Genomic DNA, 11,987 nt, shown 5'->3' with positions numbered 1-11,987 from the left:
CTAATATTCACACAATAATGTTCAAAAAAGTAAGTCTATTATTCCTGTTTTCTGTCGGTTTTTTGATGTTAAAAGCTCAGGAAAAAATTCCGTTTAGAATTACAAAACACAACAACATCATTGTAAAAACCTTAATAAATGACAAAGACTCTCTTGACCTGATGTTCCAGATCGCTATGGAGGGTGGTTCCATTTCTCCTGAACGACAAAGAAAAGCAGATCATATTATTTTTAAAGATGAAATCAGCGAAAATAATACCGTTAAAATTGGAAAATTAATAATAAAAAACGTTCAATTTTTTGATAATGAATTAACTGGTCATGAGGCTGACGGAAAAATAGGAACCGGAATTTTTGCAGGAAAAACATTTAAAATCGATTATGATAACAATCAGTTTGTAATTTATGACGAAAAACCTGATTTAAAAGGATATGAATCGATGCCTTTATTTTCTGAAAACGGGCAGTTTTATATTGTTGCAGATAATGTGATCGACAATGAACAGCAGGAAGTGTATTTTCTTCTACAATCCGGCTATTCCGGCGGGATACTTTACAGCAATAAGTTTGCAGATGGTAAAGAATTAGATAAAAAACTGAAAATTACAGGTGAAAAAACATTAAAAAATTCTGCCGGACAAAGTGTAATTACAAAACAGGGAGTCCTACCCTTTTTAAAGCTCGGAAACTTGGTTTTAAAAGATGTTTCTGCAGGTTTTTTTGCCGGTGATCTCAAAACCCAGAAAGTAAGTTATTTCGGGGCCGATTTATTGAGAAGATTTATCTGGATCTTTGATGCAGAGAGAAAAACCGTTTATTTTAAGCCAAGCAAATATTTCAAAGAGCCTTATTATAAACTTAATTGAAAAATAATTTGAATTGTTTACCTACATTGCAGACATCATCATGGACATATAATAATTCGCACAGTGTAAAGAATTTATTAATAGTATTCCTTTCTGAGAAAAATCTTCAAAAGCATCCGTTGTTGTTATCTGATATTCGTAATTCAATGAATTCCATTTAAAATTCGGTTTCATGATGAGAAGCTCGGTTCCATGCTCATCGGTAAGCGCAAAAGAATCTTTAAAAATCCCTCTGTATTTAAAGACATAATCCTTTTCAATATTGTCAAAATAAGTATGCACAACAATATCTCCATTCCAGTTCATGGTGAATTTCAACAGTACATTTCCTCCGTCTCTGAGCTCGACTGTTGTTCCCCAAAAACCTTTCGGCTCGATTTGGTATTTAGAATTTAAGATCTCAATTTCAGCACTAAATTTAAACCAGTTTTTGTAGATAAGTTTTCCTATTAATTTATCATTGTTGGTGACTTCAAAATATAAGGAATTAATTGATTTTGCTTGATATTCTGCCATTGCTATTTTGATTTGAAGAAGTTATATTTAACATTAAATGGATTTAATTCAATGCTTTTTCCAAATTTTCCAGATACTGCAACCAGGCACTTGAACATCCTCCATAACATTCAAACTCTGGAACCAGGCCATCATGAATGAATACTACGTTTGTTTTATTATCGCTTGTGGAAATTTCAAAGGTGATTTTAGTTCCCGCCCATTCATTTGTCTCTTTTAAAAATGTAAGATTGCTATTGATAACTTCCCAAACTATTTTTTCATTAGGAATAACTTCTATCAACTTTTGAACAGAATGATGAGCACCGTCTCCAGCAGTAAAAATAAATTCATCATCTACCTTTTCTGAACTTCCTGTGATAATTTCGTTGTATAAACCCGTCCACCATTTCCTGGGAGTCATTAAAATCTTAAAAACTTCGTGAACAGGCTTTGAAGTAGTGAAAGAGTATGTGAAATTTTGTGTTGACATTTTAAAAATAATTTAAGCTTTTTGAAAGTAATAATTTTCAAGATAATAGGTTTTAAATATACAAGAATATTCTTCATTAATAAAAAAACACCTGACAGGTTTCAGAAACCTGCCGGGTGTAATATTTAAAAAACTTTGTCAAAGATTTTAAACTTTGACAAAGTGAATTTACATTGTCTCCATTTTGAAACTCATGCTTTCGATCACTTTCAGGATGGCTTCTACCGTATCCATTGATGTCAAACAAGGAACACCGTTTTCCACGCTCATTCTTCTGATCTGGAAACCATCTCTTTCAGCCTGTTTTCCTTTCGTAGTGGTATTTACAACGTACTGAACTTTTCCTTTTTGAATCAGATCGATAAGATTTACACTTTCTTCTCCGATTTTATATCCTATTTTACAAGGAATTCCTTTCTCTTCGAAGAATTTTGCAGTTCCTTCCGTTGCCCAGATTCTGAAACCAACTTCATGGAATCTCGCCGCCAGATCAGCCGCTTCCTGCTTGTGTTTATCGGCAACCGTGAAGAGGATTGAGCCGTGCATCGGAACTTTTCTTCCTGCGGCAACCAACCCTTTGTAAAGTGCCTTTTCAAGTGTCGTATCTTTACCCATAACCTCTCCTGTAGACTTCATTTCAGGGCCTAGAGAGATGTCAACCTTCGTTAGTTTTGAGAAAGAGAATACAGGAACTTTCACGAAAACACCTTCTTTATTGGGTACCAATCCGTTTTTGTATCCTAAATCTGTCAGCTTTTTACCTAAAATTGCTTTTGTAGCTAAGTTTGCCATTGGAACTTCCGTGATTTTAGATAAGAAAGGAACTGTTCTTGAAGAACGTGGATTTACCTCGATTACATATACATTCCCCTCAAAAAGAACGTATTGGATATTCATCAATCCTATTACATTCAATCCTTTCGCCAATCTTTGAGTATAGTCTACCAAAGTTTCAACTTCACTTTGTGAAATATTTTGTGGAGGATACACCGCGATAGAGTCTCCAGAGTGAACTCCCGCTCTTTCGATATGTTCCATAATTCCCGGAATGATTACTGTTTCACCATCACAGATCGCATCAATTTCGATCTCTTTTCCGACCATATATTTGTCGACCAAGATCGGCTGATCGGGGCTTGCTTCTACCGCAAACTCCATGTAATGAGCCAATTCCGCTTCTGTATAAACAATTTCCATGGCTCTACCACCCAACACATAGCTTGGACGAACCAATACCGGATAACCGATTTCGTTAGCAATTTTTATCGCTTCCTCTTTTGAAGTGGAAGTTTTTCCTAAAGGCTGAGGAATTCCCATTTCCTGAAGGGCTTTTTCAAACTTATCTCTGTTTTCGGCTCTGTCAAGATCTTCCAGAGAAGTTCCTAAAATCTGAACTCCGTGAGAAGCTAATTTATCCGCTAAATTGATCGCTGTCTGCCCACCAAACTGTACTACCACTCCTTTTGGCTGTTCAAGGTCGATGATGTTCATTACATCTTCTTCCGTTAATGGTTCGAAGTATAATTTATCTGAAATTGAGAAATCTGTAGAAACTGTTTCAGGGTTATTATTGATAATAATCGCTTCGTAACCCATCTCTTTGATTGCCCAAACCGAGTGAACCGTAGCATAATCAAACTCAACACCCTGTCCAATTCTGATAGGTCCAGAACCAAGAACGATGATCTTTTCTTTATCTGAAGCAATACTTTCGTTTTCTTCCTCGTAAGTTCCGTAGAAATATGGGGTTTCACTTTCAAATTCTGCGGCGCAGGTGTCTACCATTTTGAAAACCGGCATCATTCCGTTTTCTTTTCTGAAATTGAAGATTTCACGCTCCGTAACATCCCAAAGAACAGCGATATTTATATCAGCGAAACCTAATTTTTTAGCTTCTAATAAAATTTCTTTGTTAAATTTATTTTCAGCGATTGTTTTTTCAAAATCAATTAATTTTTTGATTTTCCAGATGAAGAATTTATCAATTTTACTCCATTCCACGATTCTTTCCCAATCGTATCCTCTTCTTAATGCATCACCGATGATGAACAATCTTTCGTCATCACAAACTCTGATTCTTCTTTCGATTTCTTCGTCTGTAAGTGCGTCAGCTTGCTTCTTTTTTAAACCGATGTGTTTAATTCCTGTTTCCAGAGAACGGATGGCTTTCTGTAAAGATTCCTCAAAATTTCTTCCGATGGCCATTACTTCACCCGTTGCTTTCATCTGAGTTGATAATCTTCTGTCAGCCGTTTCGAATTTATCGAACGGGAATCTTGGGAATTTAGTCACCACATAATCTAAAGCCGGTTCGAAACAAGCGTAAGTCTTTCCTGTAACCGGATTCATGATTTCATCTAAGGTTAGACCCACCGCGATTTTTGCTGCAATTTTTGCAATCGGATATCCTGTTGCTTTACTTGCCAATGCTGATGAACGGGAAACTCTCGGGTTTACCTCAATGATATAATATTCGAATGAATGTGGGTCCAGGGCAAGCTGTACGTTACATCCTCCTTCGATTCCCAATGCTCTGATGATTTTTAATGAAGCGTTTCTCAGCAACTGATATTCTCTGTCCGAAAGTGTCTGAGAAGGCGCAACAACGATCGAGTCACCCGTGTGGACTCCTACCGGATCTATATTTTCCATGTTACAAACCACAATCGCGTTGTCGTTTGCATCACGCATTACTTCGTATTCGATTTCTTTAAAACCTGCAATTGATTTTTCGATAAGACACTGTGTAACAGGGCTGTATTTTAAACCTAATTCAGCAATTTCTTTCAATTCAACTTCATTAGAAGCGATACCACCTCCTGTTCCACCCATTGTGAAAGCAGGACGAACAATGACAGGATACCCGATTTTATTAGCAAAATTTATTGCTCCTTCTACCGTATTTACGATGTCAGATTCCGGAACCGGCTCGTTCAGTTCTCTCATCAATTCACGGAACAAATCTCTGTCTTCCGCTCTGTTGATGGCTGAAAGCTTCGTTCCCAACACCTCAACTTTACATTCTTCAAGAATTCCTGCTTTTTCCAATTCTACCGCCATATTCAAGCCGGTTTGTCCGCCAAGCGTTGGTAAAAGTGCATCCGGACGTTCTTTTCTGATGATATGACTTACAAACTGAAGTGAAATCGGCTCGATATACACTTTATCTGCGATTTCAACATCCGTCATGATCGTTGCAGGGTTTGAGTTAATCAAGATTACCTTGTAGCCTTCTTCCTTTAAAGACAAACAAGCCTGCGTTCCTGCGTAATCAAATTCCGCTGCCTGACCGATGATGATTGGGCCTGAACCGATTACTAAAATTGTTTTTATATCTGTACGTTTTGCCATTTTTAAATTTAAGATATGAGATGCTAGATGTCAGATTTTAGACTTCCAGCGTTGTGTTTATTTTTTAAATTAGATTTGAATGTATAAATCATTCTTTGAATTTCATTCAGATTTGATATTAGACTGTTAACTTTCTCTCCATTAAGCAAATTTAACTCCCTTGTTAAGATTAATTGAGTCTGCAATTCAAAAGAAGAAGCATTTGCAATTCCAAGAAAATGATAAAATTCTCTATCATTATTTCTTCCTGCTCCTTCGGCAATATTTGACGGAATGGAGATTACTGATCTTTTAATATGAGAAATTAAACCAAATTTTTCATCTTTTGGCAATTCAGCACAAACAATATAAACCTCCTTCGCAAGTTCTATTGATTTCTGCCAGAAAAGTAATTTCTCAAAATTATGCATAAGTCTGTTATCTGATGTCTACTATCTAAAATCTATTATTAATTTTTCTTATTCTTAAAATCCTCCATTAACTGAATGAAATCATCAAATAAATAATTTGCATCTTCAGGGCCCGGACTAGCTTCAGGGTGATATTGAACTGAGAAACAAGGGTGAATTTTGTGTTTCAGACCTTCGTTTGTTCTGTCATTCAATGCGATGTGTGTTTCCATTAAATCTGTTCCTTTCAGACTTTCCTGATCAACCGCATACCCATGATTCTGGGAAGTAATGGCTACTTTATTTTTCTCTAAATCTAAAACCGGATGATTTCCTCCTCTGTGTCCGAATTTTAACTTGAAAGTTTTCGCCCCGCAAGCCAAACCGATTAATTGGTGACCCAAACAGATCCCGAAAATCGGAACTTTTCCTAATAATCCGCGAATCATTTCCAGGGCATGCTGGTTATCTTCCGGGTCACCAGGACCGTTTGACAACATGACGCCGTCCGGATTCATTAATAAAATCTCTTCTGCCGTCACGTCCTGAGAAACTACCGTGATATCACAGTTTCTTTGAGATAATTCTCTGATAATTCCCAATTTAGATCCAAAATCTACCAATACCACTTTCAGACCTCTTCCCGGATTGGCATAGGCTGTTTTTGTAGAAACCTGCTCCACCTGATTGGTTGGAAAAGTTGTTGATTTTAATTCTGAAACTACTGCGTTTTCATCAGCATCCATGTTCACAATTTTTCCTTTTACCACACCGTGGTTACGAAGAATTCTTGTCAGTCTTCTGGTATCGATTCCTGAAATTCCTGAAAGGTTTTTCTTTTTAAATAATTCATCTAAAGTAATCTGAGTACGGAAATTTGATGGAAAATCACAGACTTCTTTTACAATAAGCCCTTTAATAGCCGGCTCAATACTCTCATAATCATCTCTATTAATCCCATAGTTTCCGATAAGCGGATAGGTCATACAAACAATCTGACCGCAGTATGAAGGATCAGAGATCAACTCCTGATACCCCGTCATTCCGGTATTGAAAACCACTTCTCCTGCAGTTTCCAATTCTGCTCCGAAACCTTCTCCATGAAACACTTCACCGGACTCCAGTATTAATTTTTTCTTCATTTTTTAAATTAGATATTAGATTTTAGAAATTAGAAGTCAGACTTCTTCATTCTGTTATTTTATTTCTTATTCTTTTTTACTTTTTAAACCACCCCGTCAAAAATTCTTTTGAATTTTCGCCACCAGTGCCTCAATCATTTTTATTTTTATAGTTTGATTCGGCGAATCTCGTTCCTCGATTCCAGAGGACGGGAATTTTGCGGGCGTTATCTTTTCTCTTTGTTTTTCTATTGATTTATTTAAAAGTAAATCCTTGTTTTTCCAAGGCTTCTTTTAAAATTGCCATTCTTGCGAAAACACCGTTCTGCATCTGTTTGAAAATTCTTGAACGTTCGCATTCCACTAAGTCTGTATCAATTTCAACACCTCTGTTGATGGGTGCCGGATGCATGATAATTGCTTCCTTTTTCATTGCTTTTTCTCTTTCTTTCGTTAAACCATATTTTCTGTGGTATTCCGAAGCGGAGAAACTCATTTTTGCATCGTGCCTTTCGTGCTGGATTCTTAGCAGCATCAAAACATCTACTTCAGCAATTAGCTGGTCTACAGATAAATAAGTCCCGTTAATCAAAGCTCCTTCATCAAACCATTGTTCCGGACCTGAGAAGTACACCTTTGCACCTAATCTTCTGAGTGCTTCGGCATTGGAATTAGCAACACGGCTGTGTTTTACATCTCCTACAATTCCTATTTTCAAGCCTTCAAACTTTCCGAATTCCTGATAAATTGTCATCAAATCCAGCATACATTGGGATGGATGGTTTCCTGTTCCGTCTCCTCCGTTGATCACAGGGATTTTAATGTTTTTTAATTCGTCAAAATATCTGTCTTTCTTATCTCTGATTACAACCAGATTTACGCCTAAGCTTTCAATTGTTTTTACCGTATCATAAAGGCTTTCCCCTTTGTTTACAGAACTGTGAGATGCGTCAAAAGGCACCACTTGCAGTCCTAATTTTCTTTCGGCAATATCAAAACTTGTTTTTGTTCTTGTACTGTCTTCAAAGAAAAGATTTGAGCAAAAAACTTCTCCTTCAATTTTAGCAGTTTTTCCGTTTGCAAAAGCCATTGCTTCAGTCAGTATACTGTTGATTCTCTCGGTGCTTAGTTCTGTAATCGTAAACATATTATCTTAAATTTTTACAAAAAAAAAGCGAAGAAAATATCTTCGCTTAAAATAAATAAATATCGTAAAGGGCGCTTACGCCCGGTAATTCTAATGATATAAATACTGTGTTATTCATTAGGTGCAAAGATACAACAATTTCACAAACTGACAAAATCAAATTTCAAATAATTTAAAACCTTAATCTTATTTACTTTCATTTTTAAATACTATTTTTGTTTAATCAAACTTCACTTTTTATATGGATTTAAAAGATAAAATGATTCTCAGTATCATTCAGGAAGACTCTACTTTATCGGTGAAAGAAATTTCAGAAAAGATAGGTCTTACCTTTACTCCAACCTATGAACGCATCAAACAATTGGAGAAAAATGGGATTATTGAGAAATATGTCGGTCTTTTAAATCGTGAAAAATTAGGCTTAAATATTGTCGTTTATTGTAATATTCGCCTGAAAGAACAATCCCAGAAAGTCCTTGAAGCCTTCGAAAAAAACATCGGAAAATATGATGAAGTCCAGGAAATCATCAGCCTTTCCGGGGTATATGATTATATGTTGAAAATCATTGCAAAAGATATTAATTCTTATAATGAATTTGCCGTGAACGTGATCTCAAACATTCCTAATATCGGGCAATACCATAGTTCTATCGTGCTGCATGAAGTGAAAAAATCCACTAAGTTTAAAATTGATTTAACTTAATAATTCAAAACATTAATAGTTAAGAGATTAAGTCACACTTTTACAATCGTTTTGATGCATTCTAATTGCGTCTGGAAATTTTACATTTAATTTCAGAATAAAAAATCAAGTTTAAGCACAAAAAAATCGCGCAGATAAAAGGATTAACCGGAAATTAAATATTAATTTAGTATCATAAAACCAATTTCAACAGTAAAGAAATATGAGAAATTACCTGATAGAAGATTTGCCGCACTATTTTGAAGAATATAAAAAATCAATAAAAAATCCTAAAAAATTCTGGGATAAGATTGCAGATCAAAATTTTGTATGGTATCAGCGATGGAGCAAAGTGGTAAAATATGATATGAATGAAGCCAAAATCACCTGGTTTAAAAATGCAAAATTAAATATCACCAAAAACTGCCTGGACAGGCACCTTTCCGTACGGGGCGACAAAACTGCCATCATCTGGGAACCGAATGATCCCAAAGAAGAGGCACATCATATTTCTTACAACGAATTGTACACAAGAGTCAATAAAACAGCCAATATTTTACGTGAGATGGGCATTGAAAAAGGCGACAGGGTCTGCATTTACCTTCCCATGATCCCCGAACTGGCAATTACAATGTTGGCTTGTGCAAAATTAGGCGCTGTTCATTCCGTTATTTTTGCCGGATTTTCCGCTTCTGCAGTGGCCTCAAGAGTGAATGACTGCGGTGCAAAAATGGTGATCACATCCGATGGAAGCTATAGGGGAAACAAAGTGTTGGATCTGAAGAGCATTATTGATGAAGCTCTCGAAAAAACGCCGAGTGTGGAGTCCGTTTTGGTTGTAAAAAGAACCAACAACGAAATAAAAATGAAAGAAGGCAGAGATTTCTGGATGGCAGATTTATATGAAAAAGCATCCCAGGATTTCGTTACTGTAATTATGGATGCGGAAGATCCGCTTTTCATTTTATACACCTCAGGATCAACAGGTAAGCCAAAAGGAATGCTTCACACTTCTGCCGGTTATATGGTCTACACAGCCTATACTTTTAAAAATGTTTTTAATTATAAAGAAAACGATATTTACTGGTGTACTGCCGATATTGGCTGGATTACAGGACATTCCTATATTCTCTACGGCCCGCTTTTGAATGGCGCAACAACCGTTATTTTTGAAGGTATTCCAACGTATCCCGAACCGAACAGATTCTGGCAAGTCATTGAAAAACACAAAATTACACAATTCTATACTGCTCCCACGGCAATTCGTTCACTGGCAAAAGAAAACGCTGAGTGGGTTGACAAACATGATTTAAGCTCATTAAAAGTTATCGGATCTGTAGGGGAACCAATAAATGAAGAAGCATGGCATTGGTTCAACGACCATGTAGGAAGAAAAAAATGCCCTATTGTCGATACCTGGTGGCAAACGGAGACGGGAGGAATTATGATTTCGCCGCTTCCATTCGTAACCCCGACAAAACCGACCTATGCCACCCTGCCTTTACCAGGAATCCAACCTGTTTTAATGGATGATAAACGCAATGAAATCTCTGGAAATCAGGTAACAGGAAATCTCTGCATCCGTTTTCCATGGCCGGGAATTGCGAGAACGATCTGGGGCGATCATCAGCGGTATAAAGAAACCTATTTTACAGCTTTCCCAGGGAAATATTTCACGGGGGACGGTGCTTTGAGGGATGAAGTTGGGTATTACAGAATTACAGGCCGCGTAGATGATGTGATTATTGTTTCAGGGCACAATTTGGGAACAGCCCCTATTGAAGACAGCATCAATGAGCACCCTGCTGTAGCGGAATCCGCGATTGTGGGATATCCTCATGACATTAAAGGAAATGCTCTCTATGGCTTTGTAATTTTAAAAGAAAGTGGTGAGAGCCGCCAAAAAGAAAATCTTAAAAAAGAGATTAATCAATTGATTTCAGATCAGATTGGCCCGATTGCGAAGTTGGATAAAATCCAGTTTGTTTCTGGGCTTCCGAAGACTCGTTCCGGGAAAATCATGCGTAGAATTCTGAGGAAAATTGCAGAAGGTGATTTTAGTAATTTCGGGGATATTTCCACTTTATTGAATCCTGAAATCGTTGAAGAAATCAAAAATGAGAGAATAGAATAAACCTGACAAATAAGAAAGCGCAGAGATTTTCTGCGCTTTTTATTTTTTATTTAATAATTTTAATAGATTGTCTGCCTAAATTGGAATGTACATCCAGAAGATAATTCCCTTTTGGATAATTAAAGTCTAAAGAATACTTTTTTAATCCTTCCTTATTGATATCATCTTTCAGGATATTTTTAATGAATTTTCCTGAGACATCATACAAACCGATAATAATATGATCAGAATGTGTAAAGTAAACATTGAGGTTTAATTTATCCTTTACAGGATTCGGAACAACTTCTATTTTTAACTTTCTTTCCTGTTTTTCATTGACAATTTCCTGCGTTCCTAAACTTCCTGTTGTCAATTTATACACATTGGTTCCAGCCGCGTATGCCAAATCATTATTAATAATAAAAATTCTGTTTAAAGAACCTCCAACCCCAGTATTCATCCAGGTATTTCCACCGTCAAAAGTTTCGTAAAATCCTGTATTGTGGCCACCCATCCAACCGTGGGTTGCAGAAGTGAAACCAACAGCCTGAACATATACATCCGGAAAAGTTTTCGTTTCCCAGGTAAAACCTCCATCCAAAGATTTCAGCAATTTTCCTGTATTTGGCGCTTCAGATTCAATGGAGCAGAAAATTTTATTGTTGTCTAAAAGCTGCATTTTCCACACATATTCGTTTTGGATATTGCTGTTGTAGATTTTCGTCCAATTCATTCCACCGTCAAAAGTTTTTAATATTACGGCGCCATTATCATCATTTCCTGCAGCAAAACCTATATTTTCATTAATAAAAGTAATTTCAACCAAAGCATTTGCATAAGCAGACATATCAATATACTGCCAAGTGTTCCCACTATCGGTAGATTTAATAATATAAGCTGGATAAAACCATGCTCCACACCCATAAACCGTTGAAGTCCCGACACAATCCAAGCCACAGATCGCTTCCGGATAAGGTGAAATATTATTCACTCTTTGCCAGGAATTTCCACCGTCTACTGTTTTATAAAAATTATTGTTTAGCGTTCCCAGAAATCCAATATTTTCATTAAGAAATTCTATATTCCTGTAATATTGGTTGGTCGCAGGACTTACTACCTGCTGAGTCCATGTACCGCCGCCGTTTGTTGTTTTAAAAACAGCTCCGTTCCCTCCTTTTGCAGCCCACCCAACATTATCGTTAAGAAAAAACACATCATCGTATCTTCCTGCACCGTTTGCTGGTGGATATGGAAAGGCAGTCCATGTATATTGAGCCTGTAAAAGTGACGTAAAAAGAGAAAAAGCCAGTATAATTTTTTTCATCATTTA

At 36.5% G+C, this 11,987-nt stretch carries 10 protein-coding genes; 3 read left to right on the top strand and 7 right to left on the bottom strand.

Features of this window, described 5'->3' with window-relative positions; all coding sequences use genetic code 11:
- Positions 1-17 precede the first annotated feature (17 nt).
- Positions 18-866: a hypothetical protein gene (locus tag ATE47_RS05425; RefSeq protein WP_062161004.1), complete on the top strand. Its 849-nt coding sequence runs from the start codon at positions 18-20 to the stop codon at positions 864-866.
- A 21-nt stretch (positions 867-887) separates the two neighbouring features.
- Here ATE47_RS05425 and ATE47_RS05420 read toward each other — a convergent pair whose 3' ends face one another.
- From ATE47_RS05420 to ATE47_RS05395, 6 genes are all read right to left on the bottom strand, one after another.
- The gene (locus tag ATE47_RS05420) at positions 888-1,382 is read right to left on the bottom strand and encodes a hypothetical protein (RefSeq protein ID WP_062161003.1); all 495 of its coding nucleotides are present in this window, start codon (positions 1,380-1,382) and stop codon (positions 888-890) included.
- Positions 1,383-1,425: 43 nt separating this feature from the next.
- Positions 1,426-1,854, bottom strand: a complete 429-nt coding sequence (locus ATE47_RS05415) for an SRPBCC family protein (RefSeq protein WP_062161002.1) — start codon at positions 1,852-1,854, stop codon at positions 1,426-1,428.
- 168 nt (positions 1,855-2,022) lie between these two features.
- Entirely contained in the window at positions 2,023-5,205 is a 3,183-nt protein-coding gene (gene carB / locus ATE47_RS05410) for a carbamoyl-phosphate synthase large subunit (RefSeq protein ID WP_062161001.1), read from the bottom strand.
- Positions 5,206-5,228: 23 nt separating this feature from the next.
- Positions 5,229-5,615 carry a four helix bundle protein gene (locus ATE47_RS05405; RefSeq protein WP_062161000.1) on the bottom strand — a complete coding sequence of 129 codons (387 nt, stop codon included), beginning with the start codon at positions 5,613-5,615 and terminating at the stop codon, positions 5,229-5,231.
- Between the two features lie 38 nt (positions 5,616-5,653).
- Positions 5,654-6,736: a carbamoyl phosphate synthase small subunit gene (locus ATE47_RS05400; protein WP_062160999.1), complete on the bottom strand. Its 1,083-nt coding sequence runs from the start codon at positions 6,734-6,736 to the stop codon at positions 5,654-5,656.
- A 235-nt stretch (positions 6,737-6,971) separates the two neighbouring features.
- Positions 6,972-7,862, bottom strand: coding sequence for an aspartate carbamoyltransferase catalytic subunit (locus ATE47_RS05395; RefSeq protein ID WP_062160998.1), 891 nt, complete (start codon positions 7,860-7,862; stop codon positions 6,972-6,974).
- Positions 7,863-8,103: 241 nt separating this feature from the next.
- Between ATE47_RS05395 and ATE47_RS05390 the strand changes: the two genes are divergently transcribed.
- Together ATE47_RS05390 and acs are read left to right on the top strand one after the other, a co-directional pair.
- On the top strand, positions 8,104-8,565 hold the full coding sequence (locus ATE47_RS05390) for an Lrp/AsnC family transcriptional regulator (RefSeq protein WP_062160997.1): 462 nt from the start codon (positions 8,104-8,106) through the stop codon (positions 8,563-8,565).
- 202 nt (positions 8,566-8,767) lie between these two features.
- On the top strand, positions 8,768-10,678 hold the full coding sequence (gene acs / locus ATE47_RS05385) for an acetate--CoA ligase (protein ID WP_062160996.1): 1,911 nt from the start codon (positions 8,768-8,770) through the stop codon (positions 10,676-10,678).
- Between the two features lie 46 nt (positions 10,679-10,724).
- Here the strand turns inward: acs and ATE47_RS05380 are convergent, their stop codons facing one another.
- The gene (locus ATE47_RS05380) at positions 10,725-11,981 is read right to left on the bottom strand and encodes a T9SS type A sorting domain-containing protein (protein ID WP_062163458.1); all 1,257 of its coding nucleotides are present in this window, start codon (positions 11,979-11,981) and stop codon (positions 10,725-10,727) included.
- Positions 11,982-11,987: the final 6 nt, after the last annotated feature.

It is taken from the genome of Chryseobacterium sp. IHB B 17019 (assembly GCF_001456155.1).
Lineage (GTDB): Bacteria > Bacteroidota > Bacteroidia > Flavobacteriales > Weeksellaceae > Chryseobacterium.
The sequence above is the reverse complement of the archived record's forward strand: the minus strand, read 5'-3'. Positions and strand labels throughout refer to the sequence as shown.

Bases quoted from the DNA above. Each gene is read 5' to 3' on its own strand.
- acs (WP_062160996.1), top strand. From the start codon at position 8,768: ATGAGAAATTACCTGATAGAAGATTTGCCGCACTATTTTGAAGAATAT.
- ATE47_RS05390 (WP_062160997.1), top strand. From the start codon at position 8,104: ATGGATTTAAAAGATAAAATGATTCTCAGTATCATTCAGGAAGACTCT.
- ATE47_RS05425 (WP_062161004.1), top strand. From the start codon at position 18: ATGTTCAAAAAAGTAAGTCTATTATTCCTGTTTTCTGTCGGTTTTTTG.
- ATE47_RS05380 (WP_062163458.1), bottom strand. From the start codon at position 11,981: ATGAAAAAAATTATACTGGCTTTTTCTCTTTTTACGTCACTTTTACAG.
- ATE47_RS05420 (WP_062161003.1), bottom strand. From the start codon at position 1,382: ATGGCAGAATATCAAGCAAAATCAATTAATTCCTTATATTTTGAAGTC.
- ATE47_RS05415 (WP_062161002.1), bottom strand. From the start codon at position 1,854: ATGTCAACACAAAATTTCACATACTCTTTCACTACTTCAAAGCCTGTT.
- ATE47_RS05405 (WP_062161000.1), bottom strand. From the start codon at position 5,615: ATGCATAATTTTGAGAAATTACTTTTCTGGCAGAAATCAATAGAACTT.
- ATE47_RS05395 (WP_062160998.1), bottom strand. From the start codon at position 7,862: ATGTTTACGATTACAGAACTAAGCACCGAGAGAATCAACAGTATACTG.
- ATE47_RS05400 (WP_062160999.1), bottom strand. From the start codon at position 6,736: ATGAAGAAAAAATTAATACTGGAGTCCGGTGAAGTGTTTCATGGAGAA.
- carB (WP_062161001.1), bottom strand. From the start codon at position 5,205: ATGGCAAAACGTACAGATATAAAAACAATTTTAGTAATCGGTTCAGGC.